General features: G+C 51.4%; 21 protein-coding genes. 3 read left to right on the forward strand and 18 right to left on the reverse strand.

Features of this window, described 5'->3' with window-relative positions; all coding sequences use genetic code 11:
- Positions 1 to 14: 14 nt before the first annotated feature.
- The 16 genes from ACO0LM_RS02770 to ACO0LM_RS02845 form a co-directional block, all read right to left on the reverse strand.
- On the reverse strand, positions 15 to 809 hold the full coding sequence (locus ACO0LM_RS02770) for a TrmH family RNA methyltransferase (RefSeq protein WP_423034136.1): 795 nt from the start codon (positions 807 to 809) through the stop codon (positions 15 to 17).
- Positions 810 to 820: 11 nt separating this feature from the next.
- Positions 821 to 1,426 (reverse strand): ribonuclease HII, encoded by a 606-nt coding sequence (gene rnhB, locus ACO0LM_RS02775; RefSeq protein WP_422982263.1) that lies wholly within the window; start codon positions 1,424 to 1,426, stop codon positions 821 to 823.
- A complete protein-coding gene (locus ACO0LM_RS02780) occupies positions 1,419 to 1,673 on the reverse strand; it encodes a glutaredoxin family protein (protein WP_423034139.1) in 255 nt (84 codons plus the stop codon). Before ACO0LM_RS02780 ends, rnhB begins: the two co-directional genes overlap by 8 nt.
- Before the next feature lie 152 nt (positions 1,674 to 1,825).
- Positions 1,826 to 3,319: a DegQ family serine endoprotease gene (locus tag ACO0LM_RS02785; RefSeq protein ID WP_423034141.1), complete on the reverse strand. Its 1,494-nt coding sequence runs from the start codon at positions 3,317 to 3,319 to the stop codon at positions 1,826 to 1,828.
- A gap of 12 nt (positions 3,320 to 3,331) precedes the next feature.
- A complete protein-coding gene (locus ACO0LM_RS02790; protein ID WP_423034143.1) occupies positions 3,332 to 4,351 on the reverse strand; it encodes a MucB/RseB C-terminal domain-containing protein in 1,020 nt (339 codons plus the stop codon).
- 2 nt (positions 4,352 to 4,353) lie between these two features.
- Positions 4,354 to 5,040, reverse strand: coding sequence for a sigma-E factor negative regulatory protein (locus tag ACO0LM_RS02795; protein WP_423034145.1), 687 nt, complete (start codon positions 5,038 to 5,040; stop codon positions 4,354 to 4,356).
- A gap of 65 nt (positions 5,041 to 5,105) precedes the next feature.
- Positions 5,106 to 5,708 (reverse strand): RNA polymerase sigma factor RpoE, encoded by a 603-nt coding sequence (gene rpoE, locus ACO0LM_RS02800; protein WP_422982273.1) that lies wholly within the window; start codon positions 5,706 to 5,708, stop codon positions 5,106 to 5,108.
- A 131-nt stretch (positions 5,709 to 5,839) separates the two neighbouring features.
- Positions 5,840 to 6,295, reverse strand: a complete 456-nt coding sequence (locus ACO0LM_RS02805) for a protein YgfX (protein ID WP_423034147.1) — start codon at positions 6,293 to 6,295, stop codon at positions 5,840 to 5,842.
- 66 nt (positions 6,296 to 6,361) lie between these two features.
- Positions 6,362 to 7,603, reverse strand: coding sequence for a beta-ketoacyl-ACP synthase II (gene fabF, locus ACO0LM_RS02810; protein WP_423034149.1), 1,242 nt, complete (start codon positions 7,601 to 7,603; stop codon positions 6,362 to 6,364).
- 32 nt (positions 7,604 to 7,635) lie between these two features.
- Positions 7,636 to 7,875, reverse strand: a complete 240-nt coding sequence (acpP, locus tag ACO0LM_RS02815; protein ID WP_110253556.1) for an acyl carrier protein — start codon at positions 7,873 to 7,875, stop codon at positions 7,636 to 7,638.
- Positions 7,876 to 8,026: 151 nt separating this feature from the next.
- Positions 8,027 to 8,779 (reverse strand): 3-oxoacyl-ACP reductase FabG, encoded by a 753-nt coding sequence (gene fabG / locus ACO0LM_RS02820; RefSeq protein ID WP_422982279.1) that lies wholly within the window; start codon positions 8,777 to 8,779, stop codon positions 8,027 to 8,029.
- A complete protein-coding gene (gene fabD / locus ACO0LM_RS02825) occupies positions 8,776 to 9,717 on the reverse strand; it encodes an ACP S-malonyltransferase (RefSeq protein ID WP_423034151.1) in 942 nt (313 codons plus the stop codon). Before fabD ends, fabG begins: the two co-directional genes overlap by 4 nt.
- Before the next feature lie 91 nt (positions 9,718 to 9,808).
- Positions 9,809 to 10,795 (reverse strand): beta-ketoacyl-ACP synthase III, encoded by a 987-nt coding sequence (locus ACO0LM_RS02830; protein WP_423034153.1) that lies wholly within the window; start codon positions 10,793 to 10,795, stop codon positions 9,809 to 9,811.
- Complete coding sequence (gene plsX, locus ACO0LM_RS02835; RefSeq protein ID WP_423034155.1) at positions 10,792 to 11,874, reverse strand: phosphate acyltransferase PlsX; 1,083 nt, start codon at positions 11,872 to 11,874, stop codon at positions 10,792 to 10,794. The genes ACO0LM_RS02830 and plsX overlap by 4 nt, the downstream gene beginning before the upstream one ends.
- A gap of 239 nt (positions 11,875 to 12,113) precedes the next feature.
- Positions 12,114 to 12,296 (reverse strand): 50S ribosomal protein L32, encoded by a 183-nt coding sequence (gene rpmF, locus ACO0LM_RS02840; protein ID WP_008449924.1) that lies wholly within the window; start codon positions 12,294 to 12,296, stop codon positions 12,114 to 12,116.
- 125 nt (positions 12,297 to 12,421) lie between these two features.
- Complete coding sequence (locus ACO0LM_RS02845; RefSeq protein ID WP_423034157.1) at positions 12,422 to 12,946, reverse strand: YceD family protein; 525 nt, start codon at positions 12,944 to 12,946, stop codon at positions 12,422 to 12,424.
- Positions 12,947 to 13,072: 126 nt separating this feature from the next.
- Here ACO0LM_RS02845 and ACO0LM_RS02850 point away from each other — a divergent pair, with 126 nt between their 5' ends.
- The 3 genes from ACO0LM_RS02850 (at position 13,073) to ACO0LM_RS02860 (ending at position 15,690) form a co-directional block, all read left to right on the forward strand.
- A complete protein-coding gene (locus tag ACO0LM_RS02850; RefSeq protein WP_423034159.1) occupies positions 13,073 to 13,684 on the forward strand; it encodes a Maf family nucleotide pyrophosphatase in 612 nt (203 codons plus the stop codon).
- Positions 13,685 to 13,712: 28 nt separating this feature from the next.
- Positions 13,713 to 14,465, forward strand: a complete 753-nt coding sequence (locus ACO0LM_RS02855; RefSeq protein WP_423034161.1) for an SAM-dependent methyltransferase — start codon at positions 13,713 to 13,715, stop codon at positions 14,463 to 14,465.
- Between the two features lie 64 nt (positions 14,466 to 14,529).
- Positions 14,530 to 15,690 (forward strand): iron-containing alcohol dehydrogenase, encoded by a 1,161-nt coding sequence (locus tag ACO0LM_RS02860; protein ID WP_423034163.1) that lies wholly within the window; start codon positions 14,530 to 14,532, stop codon positions 15,688 to 15,690.
- 45 nt (positions 15,691 to 15,735) lie between these two features.
- Here the strand turns inward: ACO0LM_RS02860 and ACO0LM_RS02865 are convergent, their stop codons facing one another.
- Together ACO0LM_RS02865 and ACO0LM_RS02870 are read right to left on the reverse strand one after the other, a co-directional pair.
- Complete coding sequence (locus ACO0LM_RS02865; protein WP_423034165.1) at positions 15,736 to 16,959, reverse strand: hypothetical protein; 1,224 nt, start codon at positions 16,957 to 16,959, stop codon at positions 15,736 to 15,738.
- A gap of 90 nt (positions 16,960 to 17,049) precedes the next feature.
- Positions 17,050 to 17,814 (reverse strand): hypothetical protein, encoded by a 765-nt coding sequence (locus ACO0LM_RS02870; protein WP_423034167.1) that lies wholly within the window; start codon positions 17,812 to 17,814, stop codon positions 17,050 to 17,052.
- Between the last annotated feature and the right edge of the window lie 8 nt (positions 17,815 to 17,822).

Raw genomic sequence — 17,822 nt, forward strand, 5'->3', positions numbered from 1 at the left:
AGTAGTCAACATTCTTAACCGGCCTTGCCAAGCTGCTGCCTGACCTGTTCAAAAAAACAGATGGCAGCACTGGCTGCTACGTTCAGCGACTCTATAGCCGCCTGCTGGGGAATGGTGACGGTTTTGCTGGCCATAGCCATCAAATCAGGGGATACCCCCTGCCCTTCATGACCAAACAGCCAGGCCACATCCTTGCTAAGGTCGGTCTGGTAAATGCTCAGGCTGGTATGCGAGCTGGTTGCCAATACGGGAATGCTGGCACTCCCCAGCAATTCAGCCAGATCCACGTTTTCAAAAATGTTCAGCAGGAAATGGGCACCCATACCGGCCCGCATAACCTTGGGCGACCAGGCAGATGCCGTCCCCGGGCTGCAAAACACATTACGTATGCCGGCACCGGCTGCGCTGCGCAGGATGGAACCCAGGTTGCCCGGGTCTTGCAGGTTGTCCAGCACGACAGAAGATGCGGCCAATGCTGGCGGCAATTGTGATGCAGGTGTAGCGATCACAAACATCAGGCCCACACCATGCTCAACCTGGCTTAAAGCCTTGTACAGCACGTCTGGCAGGCAAATGCACTGGACCGCCCCTTGTTCTATGTTGGCCAGAATGGCGGCCACTTCAGGATGATGCAGGCTACTTTCGGCAACGATGCAGCACTGTGGTACCCCATGATGCTGGAAATAGGCCTGGCACAAATGCACACCATCCAGCAGGCTACGGCCCGCCTTGCGCAAGGCCTGCGCGCTGGTGGCCAGATGTTTGTATTCCTTGTAGAGAGGATTGTCGCGGGAGGTAATCGATTTCATTTATTCTGCTTTTATTTGAGCAATGCCTTCACGGGCGCATACGATTTTCTGTGTATCGGTGATACGCCATGTTCGCGCAGGCGTTCCAGATGCAAGGCTGTCGGATAGCCCTTGTGCTGGTCCAATGCATACTGGGGATAGGTTTCATGCAATTGCATCAAAACATGGTCACGTGCGGTTTTGGCGAGTATGGATGCGGCCGATATGGCGGCTACCTTGTCATCGCCCTTGACGATGGCTTCGGAAGGAATCGCCATGACCGGGCAGCGGTTGCCATCTATCAGCGCCAGCGTCGGTGTGACCGATAATCCTTCAACCGCACGCCGCATGGCCAGCATGGTGGCTTGCAGGATATTGAGTTCATCAATTTCCTGCTCCGAACATTCGGCAATACACCAGGCCAGCGCATGCTGCTTGATTTCCACTGCCAGTAGCTCGCGCTTTGCTTCACTGAGTTTTTTGGAATCGCGCAAGCCCGGGATCGGACGTTGCGGGTCAAGAATCACGGCAGCAGCCATCACCGGCCCTGCCAGCGGACCACGTCCGGCTTCATCCACACCACAAATCACTTCAGCTTCGTAATCAAACAGGGACAAACCAGGTGTCAGGTCATGCATGGAAAAAAGCTTTCAGTGCTGCGGGGTCCAAGAAATAATGGCAAATGCGCTGCTGTTCCAAGCCTTGCTTTTGCCCTACCAGGACGGGTACCAGCTCATCGTACATGGCCAGCAATTCGTCGTCCTGATCAACATCGACGACTTTGACGGTGAAACCGTATTCCGGGCTGTAAGCCTGCAACTGTTCCAGCATGTCGTCACACAGATGGCAATAGCTGCGGGAATATAAGGTAAATTGAATCATCATCTTGCCGATCAGGTTATCCGCAATCACATTTGCGTCACTACACCCGTATTATAAGTCGCTGCGATCAGTGCTACCAAATCGCTACCAAATAAAAAAGGCCACCTGGACAGGTGGCCTTTCTTGCTATCAGCCTATTAGGCTATCAGAGCAGTTTATTGCGCGGTGGGACGTACGGCGACAAACTTGGATACTTCGCCACGTTTCACCAGCAACAGTACAGCTTTCTTGGCGTCAACTTTAGCCATCACCGCCGTAAATTCCTTCAGATCCTTGACATCGGAATTATTTACACGGGTAATGATGTCACCCGCCTGCAAGCCGGCCCGGGCAGCGCCGCCATCCACACTTTCCAGGATGACGCCACCACTGAATTGGGATTCACGTTTTTGCGCGTCACTCAGGTCAGCCACAGTCAGGCCAAATACATTGGCAGCAGGTTCCGCTTTTTGCTTGCTGGTTTTGGCTGCAGGTGCTTTTTCGGCATCGGCTTCAGCTACCGTGATCACGATATCTTTTGCACCACCTTTGCGCCAGACTGTCACTGTCGCCTTGCCACCAGGTTTGATATCACCGACCACACGGTTCAAATCTACGGCTTTTTCGATGACAGTGCCATTTACCTTCTGGATCACGTCACCGACTTCAACACCAGCCTTCTCGGCGGGCGAACCAGGCATGACACGTTGGATCAGTGCACCTTGCGCTTTTGCCAGGCCAAGGCCTTCTGCCACTTCTTTCGGTACATCGATACGTTCTACGCCAAGGTAGCCACGCACTACTTTACCGGCAGATTTCAGTTGCTCGACCACGCGCATGGCTTCATCAATCGGGATCGCAAACGAGATACCCATATAGCCGCCGGAACGGCTATAAATCTGGGAATTCACGCCGATGACTTCACCGCGCATATTGATCAGCGGGCCACCAGAATTACCAGGATTGACCGCCACGTCAGTCTGTATTAGCGGCAGGTAATCGCCAGTATCACGTGCTTTGGCAGAAATAATGCCGGCAGTGACGGTATTGTCGAGATCAAATGGTGAACCGATGGCAATCACCCATTCACCCGCCTTGATCTTGTCGGAATCACCGATGGTAACGCGCGGCAGTTTGCTGCCATCAATTTTCAAGACAGCAACATCAGTGCGACGATCGGCACCGATTACCTTGGCCTTGAATTCACGTTTATCGGTCAGCTTCACATACACTTCGGAAGCACCCTCAACCACATGGGCGTTCGTCAATACGAAGCCATCCTGCGAGATGATAAAGCCGGAACCGACGCCGCGCGGAACTTCTTCTTCCTGTGCCTGTGGTGTCTGCTTGCGATTTTTTGGGGTTGGCTGCGCTTTCGGCGCAGGTGTAGGTACAGGCACGCCAAAGAAGCGGCGGAAAAATTCCTGCATCTGGTCATCATCCAGGCCGTTTGCATTCTGACCGGTCGGGACTTTTTCTGTTGTCCTGATGTTCACCACGGCCGGGCCGGATTTTTCCACCAGTTCAGTAAAGTCAGGCAAGCCCACTACCGGGGTCGCCAATGCAACCGGATTGGCATTGATTGCTGTTGGTACGACCAAACCCACGCAGGCACTCAGTACCAGTGTGGAAGCAATTTTTTCTATTGGAAAAAGTTTGTTCACTCTCATGGTGTCATTCGCTTATCTAGGTTTAAATTCAATCGAGTTCATTACTTGCCGGATTGCGCTTGCAGGTACCTCACCCACCACGGTCAGCCAGTATTCAGCATGACGCTTGCCCATGATGGTCATGGCGCCCTGCTGCAGACTGCCTTCCGTGCGATTATCACTATCTGGTTCAATAAAAACGGAAATTGCCGCCAGCCCGTCAGAAAAAATCATTTGTATGACCTGATGTGCTTTTGCTGCATTTGCATCACTGCTTTTGGCAGTGGCAGATGCAGGTATCAGACGTTTCATTTCACGAATCTTCCTGAATCCCGCTGGCAAGGATTTCACTACCCAGCCAGAATTAATATTGGACTGCACCGTCAGATTTTCAACCTGCCATTGTGCAGTATTTTGAAAAGTCGGCTTGACCCTCTGTTTATCGATATCGCCTATCGTCAATTGGGTGAAGGCAATCTGCTCTATCACTTCATTCTTTGGATTCAGTGTTTGTGCGCGCAACAACAAGCCAGAATCACGCTCTACGCACAGGCGATAGCCGTAACGGGAAGCATCACGCGGTTCCAGTGAATACGTCTGGCAGTCAATGCCGGCAACGCGACTGAGCTCGGCTTTTTTGATCGAGTAAGAATCGGGGAGAGCATGCGCATTGGAGGTCAGCAAGGCAGGAAATACTTCTTGCGTGACATTTTTTTCCACCTGCAACGTCTTGCTTTCTGGCAAGTAACACATGACTTCATCATTTTTCCGCACATATTCGCGCGGTTGACCATCCAGGATTTCCAGCTTTTCCAGTTCATTGCGGGCGTCAAGCACATGGGTGATTCTGGAAGTACGAATCTGATTGGCTTGCTGGTAGACAAAGGTGCCCGAGTAATTCAGTTTCTGCGCAGAGGCCTGCATCTTTCGCAAAACGCTATGCACTTCACGCCTGTCTTCCGCCGAGTCTTGCGCTGCCGCCGGTACCATCAATGCGCCCAGCAGGCAGGCGGACCCCGCCATCGCGATCTTAAAACGCCATACGCACATCATGCTTATTTTTCCGAAGCAGCTGAGACTGCGTTGGCACGGGTGACGTATTGGGTAGCATTATTCAATGAAGGTGAAAAACGCTGATGTGCCTGCAAATAACTATCGATACGCGGGTCACGCAGCATGTCCGGCATGTCGGCTGCCAGCTTGTCATTGGCCTGGGCATTTTTTTCCATGGCTGACGAATTCTGGCTGCTGTTCACGGCCAGTGCAGACATAGGCGCACTGTCGCCATGGGATGCCAGTTGCACATTGCCAGCCGGTGCAGACTTGCTGCTGACCTGGGTAGTGGCATTCTGGCCGCTGTGCATGAACGACAGTTGCGGAACCATAATAAAGGCAAAAACCGCTGCAGCGGCAGCGCTGGCGACAGCCACATAAGAACCCAGGAATTTCTGCCCCTTCTGCTCCTTCCGATCTGCAGGAGTATCATTTTTTTTCAGCGCCTTCGGGGCCAGGATGACAGGTTCTGCATCCAGTCTTGCCGACAGGCGTTCGGAAAAATCGGCACTAAAGTTCACAGCCAACTCTTCAGAACGCAACACATCACCAATCTGATGATAAATTCCCCAGGCATCCTTGCTTTCAGCCTGATTCAAACTCGCCAGCAAGGAATCCAGTTGAGCATCACTCAGTTCGCCATCTGCCATGGCGGAAATGCTCTCATGTTGATTTGTGCTTTTGTCCATAATTTTCACCTTTTTACCACTTATTTTGAATTCGTTTTTTACTGCCTTGTGCCGTGCAGCCTGGTCTACCAGCGCTGCTCCAGCGTTGTACCTAACAGGGGCCGCAATTTTTCAGCGATGGCCTCTCTTGCCCTGAATATCCTGCTGCGTACCGTTCCTATCGGACACAGCATGACCTCGGCGATTTCGTCATAGCTCAAGCCTTCTATCTCACGCAGGGTGATGGCATTTCGCAATTCTTCCGGCAAGGTCAGCATGGCGCTATTCACCGTTTCTGCGATCTGCTTGCTGGCAAGCATGGATTCGGGCGTATTAATATCTCTCAAACCTTCGGCATCCACAAAACCTTCTGCTTCATCGACATCTGCATCCGTAGAAGTCGGTGCCCGGCGTCCCTGCGTTACCAGGTGGTTTTTCGCGGTATTCACACCTATTCTGTACAGCCAGGTGTAAAACGCGGACTCGCCACGAAAATTCGGTAAGGCACGGTATGCCTTGATAAATGCTTCCTGTACTACATCTTCCGCTTCGGCATGGTCATAGACGAGCCGGGACACGAGCCGCATTAATTTCCTTTGGTATTTGGAAACCAGAAGCTCGAATGCTTTTTTGTCACCACGCTGGACGCGCTCAACCAATAGCTGATCAATTTCGCGTTCTGTCGTCACTCATTCATTCCTATATGCGCAAAATGCGGCGTACAAAAGCGGCAAATGCATTTTATTAACGTCAACATACGCGATTTATACCCGGTCAGAGTACTCATTATTGCTAAAAGTTCCTTCACAGAGGTAACATTTCATTTCACATAGTGCTGGCTAATCCACATCAAGCTTACTTTCAATGCACGAAAAACAACAGGGTCCACAGAATCAGGCAAAATTAGCAATTTGTGTTCCCGTCCCTGCTCATCAATCAGAAAAATCGACATCAATTGCGGCAGCAGGCGGCTTTTGGGACTCAAGGTCACCGTCAGGCCAGCATCAGGACCAGCGCCGCCATGATCACGCAAGATCATGGAACCGCTGTCGGCAATACTCAGCCGGCAGAACCGTCTTTCCCTGCGCCAGCCACGGTACAACTGAAGCACGATGAGGCCCGCAGCGGCCATCCACAGCAAGGCTTTCACAGCCACGGTCATATCCAACTGCCAGACCACCAGACTCAGGCTGGCCAACGCCAGGCCTGCCATGCCCGATAATGCAGCAGGCAGGATGCGTGAAGGCCGGATTTCAGCAAACAGTGCGATAGACATAGGGGCAAAAAAAATGGCACTTCATTTCAAACAGAAACGAAGTGCCAGGATTGATTCTTTTCCGAATCAGGCTTTTGCAAATATCAAAGTACCATTCGTTCCACCGAAGCCGAACGAATTTTTCATTGCATAGTCGATCTTCATCTCACGTGCCGTATTGGCACAGTAATCGAGATCGCACTCAGGGTCTTGATTGACGATGTTGATCGTCGGTGGTGATACCTGATTGTGCAGGGCCAGCACCGTAAACACGGATTCCAGCCCACCGGCACCACCCAGCAAATGACCAGTCATCGACTTGGTCGAATTCACGGTGATTTTATAGGCGTGATCAGCAAAGGTTGCCTTGATCGCATCGGTTTCGTTTTGATCACCTATCTGCGTCGATGTACCGTGCGCGTTCAGGTAAGCGATTTGCTCAGGATTGATGCCAGCATCTTTCATCGCATTGATCATGCTGCGGCGTGGGCCATCCATGGTCGGCGAAGTGATGTGGTAAGCATCACCGCTCATGCCAAAGCCTATGACTTCAGCATAGATTTTTGCGCCACGTGCCTTGGCATGCTCATACTCTTCCAGCACCATGACGCCAGCACCTTCACCCAGGACAAAACCGTCACGGTCCTTATCCCATGGGCGGGAAGAGGTAGCTGGATCATCGTTTCTGGTCGAGAGCGCACGTGCCGAAGCAAAGCCACCCAAACCCAGCGGCGAAATCGTTGATTCCGCACCACCTGCGATCATGACATCCGCATCACCGTAGACGATCATGCGCGCGGCAGAACCGATGCAGTGCAAGCCTGTCGTACATGCCGTGACGATGGCCAGATTCGGGCCCTTCAAACCATATTTGATGGAAAGATGGCCGGAAATCATGTTGATGATGGAAGCAGGCACAAAGAACGGGCTGATACGGCGTGGTCCACGCTCTATCAAGGTTTCTTTGGTTGCCTCAATCAATGGCAGACCGCCAATACCAGAACCGACAATCACGCCGATACGTTCTGCATTTTCTTCGGTAACGGTCAGACCGCTATCCATAAAAGCCTGCGCCCCTGCGGCGATGCCGTAGTGGATGAACGTATCCATGTTGCGCGCTTCTTTTGCCGGCATGTAATCTTCGACATTGAAGCCTTTCACTTCACCGGCAAAATGCGTGGTGAAGGGAGTTGCATCAAATTTGGTAATCGTGGCGATTCCAGACTGCCCCGCAGTGATGGCACCCCAAGCATCTGCAATAGTATTGCCGACTGGCGAAATACAACCGAGCCCGGTAACGACGACTCGACGTTTAAGCGAACGACTCAAGCGCTTCTCCTGGATTTGAAAAAATTCGACTATTAGGCCTTGAGATGGGCTTTAGCGTAGTCAATCGCTTGTTGAACAGTAGTGATTTTCTCAGCTTGTTCGTCAGGGATTTCCATTTCGAATTCGTCTTCGAGTGCCATCACCAATTCAACTGTGTCCAAAGAATCTGCACCCAAATCGTCCACGAAAGAGGATTCGATTTTGATGTCAGCTTCAGCGACGCCCAGTTGTTCAGCGACGATTTTCTTAACGCGTTGTTCGATATCGGACATGTGTGTCTCCAGTGAAAAAATCAAAAAAATAAGGGCCTACAGAAAGTGCGCGCATTTTAGCAGGTTTGTGAGCAAAAAAAGCAAGCCCCTGATTTTCAGCAATAACTCCTGTTATTTTCGTCGAAGTCACTGATAAAAATCAACAAAATGATTACGCCAAGTACATCCCGCCATTCACATGCAGTGTTGTACCGGTAATATATCCAGCATCTGGGGATGCCAAAAACACCGTCGCAGCTGCAATATCTTCCGGACGCCCCAGTTTTGCAAGCGGAATTTGCTGCAAAATCGCGGCTTTTTGTTCATCAGTCAGGGCCCGGGTCATATCTGTATCAATAAAACCGGGTGCAATACAATTAACAGTAATATTACGGCTGCCAATTTCCCTGGCCAATGCACGACTCATGCCAGCCACACCAGCCTTGGCAGCAGCATAGTTCATTTGCCCGGGGTTACCAGAAGAACCTACGACGGAAGTAATATTAATGATGCGGCCGCCCTTGGCCTTCATCATGCCACGCAGTACGGCACGCGAAAGACGGGCAACCGAGCTCAGGTTGGTGGAAATGACATTATCCCACTCTTCCTCTTTCATGCGCATGGCCAGTTGATCCTGGGTAATACCGGCGTTATTCACCAAAATGGACAGGCCACCAAATTCTTTCTGGATTTCTTCTACCAGGCTGGCGCTGCGCTCCACCTCATTGACATTGAATACCACACCCCTGCCAGCACCTGGAGCAACTTCTTCCAGATAAGCGGTAATGGCAGCAGCACCGGCTTCCGATGTTGCGGTACCGATGACTTTCGCACCTGCCTTTGCCAAACCAACTGCAATGGCACGGCCTATGCCGCGTGAAGCCCCGGTCACCAGGGCAATCTGATTTTCCAATTGTTGTGTCATTTCAAGATTTCCAATACTTTATCCAAACTTGCCTGATCAAATACCGCATCGCCGATCAAATCTGCCTGAATGCGCTTGGTCAGGCCGGTCAATACCTTGCCGGGACCGCATTCTATGACATGGCTGATACCATCAGCATGCATTTTGTTAATGGTTTCCACCCAGCGCACCGGGCTGGCAGCCTGCCTTACCAGTGCATCACGGATAGACTCCGGCGTGCTGAGTACGGTCACGTCCACGTTGTTAATCAGTGGAATGGCCGGTGCAGAAAAGTTGATGCCTGCCAGGTAGTCGCGCAATTTATCCGATGCCGGTTTCAGCAGGGATGAATGGAAAGGAGCAGATACCGGCAAAGACAAGGCGCGCTTGGCACCTTTGGCCTTGGCAATTTCACAGGCACGCTCAACGGCTGCCTTGCTGCCGGCGATCACTACTTGCGCAGGCGCATTGAAATTGACGGCTTCAACCACTTCACCTGGCGCGCCAGACACTGCTTCGGCACAGGCCAGCTTGACATCTTCATCCGACAAACCAAGGATGGCAGCCATACCGCCCTGCCCCACAGGCACCGCGTCCTGCATGGATTGCGCACGGAAACGCACCATGGGCACGGCATCAGCAAAGGCGAACACGCCTGCAGCCACCAGGGCAGAATATTCACCCAGGCTATGGCCAGCGACCAATTTTGGTATCGGGCCACCAGCAGCTATCCATGCACGGTAACAGGCAACGGCAGCGGTCAGCATGACTGGTTGGGTATTGGTAGTCAGGTCCAGCGCCTCTTTGGGGCCTTCATTGATCAGTTTGCCCAGGTCAAGCTGCAGGGCATCAGATGCCTCAGCAACGGTTTGCTGGACAACGGCATTGTCGGCAAAGCCGTTCAACATACCGATGGCCTGTGAGCCCTGACCGGGAAAGACAAATGCAAATTGCGTCATATCTATCTATATATCTCTGTTTGTTTATTATTTGCGCACTACCACTGCACTACTACTGCGCCACTGCTGCATTACTACTGATCACTACTGATTACATCCTGACGATGGCCGCACCCCAGGTAAAGCCACCACCCACACCTTCAAGCAACACGGTATGACCAGGCTGCACCCGACCGTCACGCACCGCCAGATCCAGCGCCAGTGGTATGGATGCTGCCGAGGTATTGCCGTGTTGATCGACAGTCACCACCATTTTATCCATAGGCATACGCATTTTTTTTGCAGTACTCTGCATGATGCGTATATTCGCCTGGTGCGGTATCAGCCAGTCGACCTGATCCGTTTTCAGGCCGGCAATTTCCAGCGCTTCATTCGCCACTTTTTCCAGTACGGACACGGCCAGCTTGAATACCGCCGGGCCATCCATGTACAGGAAGGCGCTACCAGCCACTACCCCGCTTTGTACATTGCCAGGCACACACAAAATATTGGCATGGCTGCCATCTGCATGCAGCTTGGTTGCTAGCACACCTGGTTCATCAGAACGCGACATGATGATCGCGCCAGCACCATCACCAAACAGCACGCAGGTAGTGCGGTCTTCAAAATTCAGTATCTTGGAAAATACTTCAGCGCCGATAACCAGCACATTTTTATGGCTGCCAGACTTGATCATGCTGTCAGCCACCGACATCGCATAGATGAAGCCGCTACAAACTGCCTGCACATCCATGGCAGCAGCGCCATTGTTAATGCCCAGCTTGTTCTGTACTACGCAAGCGGTACTGGGAAAGCCACCCAGAAAATCCGGCGTCGATGTCGCCAATATGATCAGGTCGATATCATTCGGCTGCATTTTCGCAGCCTCCAGTGCATTCTTTGCGGCTTCCACCGCCAGATCACTGGAAGTTACCGTCGGCTCGGCATAGTGACGAAATGAAATACCGCTGCGCGAGAATATCCATTCATCCGAGGTTTCTATACCCTTTGCCGCCAGTTGGTCGGTCAATTCCTGATTACTTACTTTTTTGGGTGGCAGATAGCTGCCGGTACCGATAATTTTGCTAAAAAAAGTCATGCGGTTTTTTGCACCAAGAGTTCGTTGTTGTCCGGAGCGACTGCATCAACATCTGCAATGGGCATCAATTTTGCCATTGTGGTCGCGATTCGGGACAATACATCATTTTTTGCGGCATCAAATGCGCGCTGTATTGCCCATTCATAACTATATTTGTCTGCACTGCCATGGCTTTTGAAGACCAGGCCACGCAGGCCCAGCAGACTACCGCCATTATAATTGGATGGATTCATGGTGCGCGAAATGGATTTCAGCGCACCACGTGCCAACAAGGCACCCAGCATATTCAGGGGATTGCTCTTGAACGACGACGTCAGAGTGGTTTTGACGAAGCGCCCCATGCCCTCGGCAGCCTTCAGCGTCACGTTGCCGACAAAACCATCACAGACGACGATATCGGTAGTACCTTCGAAGATGTCATTGCCTTCGACATTGCCGTAGAAATTCAGGATGCCACGCTCATGATCGGCACGCAGCAATTGCGCCGTTTTCTTGACCATGTCATTGCCCTTCATGTCTTCTTCGCCAACATTCAGCAAACCTATGCTGGGCTTGTCCTTGCCTTCCAGTGCTGACACCAGGGCAGAACCCATGATCGCAAACTGATGCAAATGCAGGGGCTCGCAATCCACATTCGCGCCCAGGTCGAGCATGTACGTGGGTAAATTTTTCTGATTCGGCAAAATACTGCAGATGGCAGGACGATCAACGCCCGGCATGGTTTTCAGCACATAGCGCGACACTGCCATCAAGGCGCCGGTATTGCCGGCGGACACGCAGGCCTGCGCATTACCTTCCTTCACCTGGTTGATTGCCACGCGCATGGAAGAATCTTTCTTGCGACGCAAGGCAACCTCGATCGGGTCATCCATCTCTACCACTTCGGTGGCATTGATGATTTTCAGCCGCGCATGATTGCTGGCGTGACACTTCTTCAGTTCAGCCTGAATGACAGCCTCAGTCCCTACCAGAAGAAATTCAACATCGGGCTCGCGGTTGGCAAACGCCACGGCCGCTGCCACGGTAACTGCCGGGCCATGATCTCCGCCCATGCAGTCTATGGAAATTTTAATTGTCATGTAGTGATACGAAACTTCAATCCGAAACAGCTAGTGTATCAAACCGAGACTGAAATCATCCCGAATTAATTTTTCAAATGCGGAATTATCTCAACATTTCAAGAAATCACCCGCACCATTCCATCATAGAACTTGCGCAAAAATTATTTCGGCAAGGTGCAGGCAAAATCCAGGTTAACGAAAAAAAGCGGCGCCAAGTCCAGGACTCGTCACGCCGCTTTTTTTACCAAGAACAGGTATTACTCGTCGTTCTTGGTTTTCAATACTTTACGACCACGATAAAAGCCGTTAGGGCTGATGTGGTGACGCAGATGTGTTTCACCAGTCGTTGGCTCGATACCCAGTTGCGGTGCAACCAGGAAATCGTGGGAACGGTGCATGCCACGCTTGGATGGGGACTTTTTGTTTTGCTGAACTGCCATGATAACTCCTAATACTTCAAAAAATGTTTCTAAAAATTTAACACACTTGACTGGAGAGTGCAAACATCACCAGCCAAGAATCCCTAACAATACTTCGACCTGAGTGTTTTTTCAGAATAATGCCACTAGGTACGCCCATTAATTTTCTTCAGCACAGCAAAAGGTGATGCTTTTTTACCGACTTCTGCTTCAATCGCTGCAGTAGTACTTGCTGAAGCCAACGGTTGATCCGGGCATACTGCATGTTTGGGCGATTGGGGTATTGCCAGTAGCGCCTCATCCTCTATCAAATCCTTGATATCGAACGTCTTGCTACCTACTACAACATCGACCTCGTCATCATCAAGCAATGCGTCTATTTCATCGGCATTTTCTTCGTTTTTGGCGAGTATCAATACGGATTCAGAGTCAATTTCAAATGCTAGCGGCGTCAGGCAACGCTGACACAACAACTGCACCGAACCACTCACAGTCAATTGCAACTGCGCATGCCCCAGCTTGTCCTTGCCACCTTGTAGAGTCCAGTCCAAGCCGCCTTCGGCGTTTGCACTCTCTTCTGACAGACGGGGCAAATCTGTAACCAAAAACCTTCCCGAACGCTGCTCTTCAAGCCGAGAAAACGTGAAAGCGTCGATCACAAATGCTTGCATAGGATTATTTGAACCCAGAAAACCTGCGATAATAACAGGATTACACCTTCTTAGTCAAAGCATTGCCATAATTTGCGCTAATTTTTCATGATTTTCATGCGCAAAACCTGGCAGATATGTCCAAAAATGCAAATAAACCAGCAAACAGCCCGGCTCATTCTGGCCTCCAGCTCAGCCTATCGCCGTGAATTACTGGGCAGGCTGCAACTCAAGTTCGAAAGTATAGCACCAGACCTGGATGAAACACCGTTCGATGGCGAAAGCCCGGTACAGACCGCCCTGCGCCTGGCACGCCAGAAAGCCGAAGCCATCGCCACCCGCCAACGTGATGCCATCATCATAGGCTCGGACCAGGTCGCCACCCTTGATGATTTGCAAATTGGCAAACCTGGCAACCATGAAAATGCGTTACGACAATTGCAGTTGATGCGTGGCCGTGAAGTGATTTTTCATACCGCGCTGTGTGTACTTGACACACGTCAGGATGCAGCGGTTCGCCTGCAGCTCGAAGACATTGCCACTACCGTACGATTCCGCGACCTGAGCGATGCCGAACTGGATGCCTATTTGCGCATAGAGCAACCGTATGATTGCGCCGGCAGTGCAAAAAATGAAGCCCTGGGCGTCAGCATCCTGGAAAGCATACAAAGCGCAGACCCGACTGCCTTGACCGGTTTGCCCCTGATTGCATTGACCACCATGCTAAGAAACGCTGGCGTGCGCTTTTTCAATCTGTAAAACTTAAAACAACAAACACTACGACACCATGACAGGCACGCTCTACCTTATCCCCAATACCCTGGGCATCAATGAGAATCAACAGGGAAATTTACTGGCAAGCATCATTCCCGATAGCGTGCAGGCATTCAGTGCGCAGCTGCAATACTTTGTGGCTGAAAATGCCAAAACTACCCGCGCCTATCTGAAGTTCCTCGGCCAGCAACACCCTTTGCGACACAGCATCCAGGAAATGCATATTTCAGAATTGAACATCAACACCCCCGAACAGGCACTCGAAGGCCTGTTGCAGCCGCTATTGCAAGGGCATGATGTAGGCCTGATCTCGGAAGCTGGCGTGCCCGCAGTTGCCGACCCTGGTGCCAATCTGGTCAGGCTGGCACATCAGCGCCAGATCACCGTACGCCCGCTGGTTGGCCCTTCATCCTTGTTGCTGGCCCTGATGGGTAGCGGTTTGAATGGCCAAAGCTTTGCCTTTCACGGCTACCTGCCCACCGATGCCGCTCTCAGGGCAAAACGTATCAAGGAACTGGAAGACCGTTCAAGAAAAGAAAAGCAGACACAGTTACTGATAGAAACCCCGTATCGCAATATGGCCATGCTGGAAGCACTCAGCAGCCAGTGCCAGCCATCCACCCTGATTTGCGTCGCCACCGACCTTAGCCTGGGGACAGAATCCCTGCAGACCAGGACCGCTACCGAGTGGAAAACCCGCCTGGCCAAACAGCAGGCACCTGATTTTCATAAAAAACCGACCGTTTTCCTGTTTTTATCGCAATGAAAAAGAACGACCGGTTTATTTTTTATATTTGCGCTAAGATGTCTTCTTTCTGGAGGAAATGAACATGCTGAACTTTGATTTCTACAACCCGACACAGATTTTATTTGGCAAAGGCCGCATTGCCGACCTGAATAAAGTCATCCCTGCCGAAGCCCATGTACTGATGCTCTACGGTGGTGGCAGTATCAAGCAAAATGGTGTGTACGATGAAGTCATGACAGCGCTGGGCACGCGCACAGTCACCGAATTTACCGGCATAGAGCCCAATCCCAGCTATGAAACCCTGATGAAGGCAGTCGAAGTCATCAAGCAAAACAAGATAGATTTCCTGCTGGCGGTAGGCGGCGGTTCCGTCATTGATGGCACCAAATTCATTGCGGCGGCAGCCCTGTTTGAAGGTGGCGAGCCCTGGGCCATCCTGGAAAAGCGCGGCAATAATATCACCAAAGCGATGCCATTTGGCAGCGTGTTGACCCTGCCGGCAACCGGCTCGGAAATGAATAATGGCGGTGTTGTTACCCGCAAATCCATCAAGGCAAAAATGGCCTTCTCCAGCCGCCACTGCTTCCCGCAGTTTTCTGTACTGGATCCGGCCACCACTTATACCCTGCCTGTACGCCAGATCGGCAATGGTGCGGTCGATGCCTTTGTCCATATCATGGAACAGTATCTGACCTATCCAGTCAACTCACCGGTGCAGGACAGATTTGCCGAAGGCCTGCTGCTGACCCTGATCGAAGAAGGCCCGAAAGCCCTGGCCAATCCGCAAGATTATGATGTGCGCGCCAATCTCATGTGGTGTGCCACCATGGCCCTGAATGGCCTGATTTCCACTGGCGTACCGCAAGACTGGGCGACCCACATGATAGGCCATGAACTGACGGCCCTGCATAACATCGACCATGCACAAACCCTGGCCATCGTCCTGCCTAGCATGCTGCGCGTGCGCAAGGAAGGCAAACGGGCAAAGTTACTGCAATTTGCCGAACGCATCTGGGGCCTGCATGATGGCGATGAAGATAGCCGCATAGAAACAGCCATCAGTCGCATGCAAGACTATTTCGAACAAATGGGCGTCAAAACCCGTCTAAGTGACTACCAGCTTGGCAGCAATGATATTGCACCAATCTTGTCCGCACTGGAAACCCACCGCATGGTCAGCCTGGGTGAAAAACGCGACGTGACGCTGGATATCAGCCGTCAGGTACTGGAGCTGAGTCTGTAATTTTTTGAGACGTGTGCAGCCATTCAATTCTGAATGGCTGCAAGCTTATTTCTTTGCCGGCTTCTGAATATGGCAATTCGCATCCAGGAAACGCATTGCCCCGGTGTAATTGGTATCCCAGTCATCCAGCAAATAATTGCCCGCTTCTTCCACGAAATTATTCCAGTCTTCCAGCAAACCTTCCTGTTTTTCATGGGGGGCAGCAGTCTTAATCCAATCTGTCGCCAGTTCTGGTTGAAATCCCTCGTCACGGAATTTTTTCACCAGGCTTTTTGCCGTCTTTTCAGGCAATGTTGTTTTGGGTGTGATGCCACCCACAATGCAGATAAACAGGGTAAACAGCGAATCGATATCGGTTTTACCCTTGGTCAGCCTGGTCCATTCCTTGGATACCAGGGCATCGTATTCTGATGTATCTTCCACTTCATGGTCGCGCAGGTAATAACGATCCTTGAGTTCAAACACCAGCTTGTCCAGTGAGGCCGTTTTATCTTGCAGGCGCGGCAAGTCGTGGGATTTGATCTCAGCCTGCACACGCTCAACAACAGCGTGAAATTTTTCAGGTACATCCGCCAGATCAACTGCAGACCAGGCTTTTTTCAGCTTGGCTGCTGTGTAGCTACGGATGGAATCAACCAGGCCAGCAAATTCAACCTGGTTCTGCAAGCTCGCATCCTGCTTGCCAAACATCTGCAGCAACAAGGCGGTACGGATTACCGATACCGCCTCCACATCTTCTTCTTTCAAATAACTGGCGGACAGGCCCAGTATTTCACCAAACCAGTAACCAGCCTCGATTTCCAGTGCATTCATTTGCCGGTGTTCTAGCGTATTCCTGTATTCCAGCGGCTTTTCTTTGAGCGACCAGGCTTCCAGAAAATCCTCTACCTTGCCTTTGGCTTCGCGCCCCAGCAAGGCATATTCAGGCAAGGCGAACAAGCTTTTCAGCAAACCGGAACCACCGCGTGACAGCGTCAAAAAGGTATTGTCACGTATCATTTTCGCCGCCAGTTCCAGGTCACCCTTGCTGCTTTCTATCAGGTACAAACTGGCCAGATTGACGATGCGCTTGCGGGCTGCTTCAATTTCAGGGCGCAGGTATTTACTGCCAAAAGCCTCGGCAATCTGCACCATGCCCTTGGGTGCTTCTGCTTCTATTGCCGCAATTTTCGTGGAACTGATAATGGCCTTTTGCACGCCATAACGCAATGCCGATTCAAAGAACGGGCGATTATCCAGCAGCGCAATTTCGAAAGTGTTTTCAGACATGGGTATTCAGATGGTTCCAGGATGAAGGCAAAACGACCGCCGGGCACAGCCACGCATGCCCGGCATCTGAATGAGATACAGAATCAGTGATTACAGGGCAGACTCTTCGTCATCATCCTTGTCATCGCCGTCATCATTATTTTTGGGGCGCTCTTCCTGCTCTTCTTCCACGCCCTCAATGGCTTCCAGCTCCTCCTGTGCCAGGCTGGCTTGATAGGCTTTATATCGGGCACGCAATTTCATCAGCACTTCCCGGAAAATCTCCGGCAATTCATAGCGCAGGATATAGGTAACCTGCATCCAGTCACGATCTTCCAGGTTGGCCATATCCAATGGCGACGCCAGGCTTTCGGTATCGCGGGTCAGATTCAGCAAATCATCATCCAGCGCACGGGTTTTGGATTCGTCGCCATATTCATACAGATCAAACGTGGCATACCGATAGAAATGTTCGATCATCTGCGTGCGGTCCAGCAGATAATCAACCAGGGCATCGTAACCACCATCGACTTCGGCGATTTCATACAAGAATTCTGCCGGATCAGCACCTTCACGGAAAATGACGGAATTGATCATGCCGCGCAATTGTTCATGCGTCTGGTCGCCATAGCGACGTTCCAACACCACCGCCTGGGCAAACTGTTCCGGCGTGACCAGCAAATTCACCAGCGATTCCTTGGATGCATCATATTCACGGATGATGGCCAGCAAATCCTTGGCCGGAAATTCATCCAATGCCGCCACCAGCGCTTTGTCGCCCTCGGTTTCGGCCAGGTTTGCCAATGCGTGTTCAGCGCCGGCGATATCGCCAGCCTTGACCAGGCTCTGTGCTTCGATTAATGCGGGATAATTCATCAATACTC

The sequence above is a fragment of the Undibacterium sp. Di26W genome (genome assembly GCF_049340265.1).
GTDB lineage: Bacteria > Pseudomonadota > Gammaproteobacteria > Burkholderiales > Burkholderiaceae_D > Undibacterium.

Excerpts from the sequence above, each read along its gene's own strand:
- ACO0LM_RS02770 (WP_423034136.1), bottom strand. The coding sequence starts at position 809 with ATGAAATCGATTACCTCCCGCGACAATCCTCTCTACAAGGAATACAAA.
- rnhB (WP_422982263.1), bottom strand. The coding sequence starts at position 1,426 with ATGCATGACCTGACACCTGGTTTGTCCCTGTTTGATTACGAAGCTGAA.
- ACO0LM_RS02780 (WP_423034139.1), bottom strand. The coding sequence starts at position 1,673 with ATGATGATTCAATTTACCTTATATTCCCGCAGCTATTGCCATCTGTGT.
- ACO0LM_RS02785 (WP_423034141.1), bottom strand. The coding sequence starts at position 3,319 with ATGAGAGTGAACAAACTTTTTCCAATAGAAAAAATTGCTTCCACACTG.
- ACO0LM_RS02790 (WP_423034143.1), bottom strand. The coding sequence starts at position 4,351 with ATGATGTGCGTATGGCGTTTTAAGATCGCGATGGCGGGGTCCGCCTGC.
- ACO0LM_RS02795 (WP_423034145.1), bottom strand. The coding sequence starts at position 5,040 with ATGGACAAAAGCACAAATCAACATGAGAGCATTTCCGCCATGGCAGAT.
- ACO0LM_RS02805 (WP_423034147.1), bottom strand. The coding sequence starts at position 6,295 with ATGTCTATCGCACTGTTTGCTGAAATCCGGCCTTCACGCATCCTGCCT.
- acpP (WP_110253556.1), bottom strand. The coding sequence starts at position 7,875 with ATGTCCGATATCGAACAACGCGTTAAGAAAATCGTCGCTGAACAACTG.
- fabG (WP_422982279.1), bottom strand. The coding sequence starts at position 8,779 with ATGACACAACAATTGGAAAATCAGATTGCCCTGGTGACCGGGGCTTCA.
- fabD (WP_423034151.1), bottom strand. The coding sequence starts at position 9,717 with ATGACGCAATTTGCATTTGTCTTTCCCGGTCAGGGCTCACAGGCCATC.
- ACO0LM_RS02830 (WP_423034153.1), bottom strand. The coding sequence starts at position 10,795 with ATGACTTTTTTTAGCAAAATTATCGGTACCGGCAGCTATCTGCCACCC.
- plsX (WP_423034155.1), bottom strand. The coding sequence starts at position 11,874 with ATGACAATTAAAATTTCCATAGACTGCATGGGCGGAGATCATGGCCCG.
- rpmF (WP_008449924.1), bottom strand. The coding sequence starts at position 12,296 with ATGGCAGTTCAGCAAAACAAAAAGTCCCCATCCAAGCGTGGCATGCAC.
- ACO0LM_RS02845 (WP_423034157.1), bottom strand. The coding sequence starts at position 12,946 with ATGCAAGCATTTGTGATCGACGCTTTCACGTTTTCTCGGCTTGAAGAG.
- ACO0LM_RS02850 (WP_423034159.1), top strand. The coding sequence starts at position 13,073 with ATGCAAATAAACCAGCAAACAGCCCGGCTCATTCTGGCCTCCAGCTCA.
- ACO0LM_RS02855 (WP_423034161.1), top strand. The coding sequence starts at position 13,713 with ATGACAGGCACGCTCTACCTTATCCCCAATACCCTGGGCATCAATGAG.
- ACO0LM_RS02860 (WP_423034163.1), top strand. The coding sequence starts at position 14,530 with ATGCTGAACTTTGATTTCTACAACCCGACACAGATTTTATTTGGCAAA.
- ACO0LM_RS02865 (WP_423034165.1), bottom strand. The coding sequence starts at position 16,959 with ATGTCTGAAAACACTTTCGAAATTGCGCTGCTGGATAATCGCCCGTTC.
- ACO0LM_RS02870 (WP_423034167.1), bottom strand. The coding sequence starts at position 17,814 with ATGAATTATCCCGCATTAATCGAAGCACAGAGCCTGGTCAAGGCTGGC.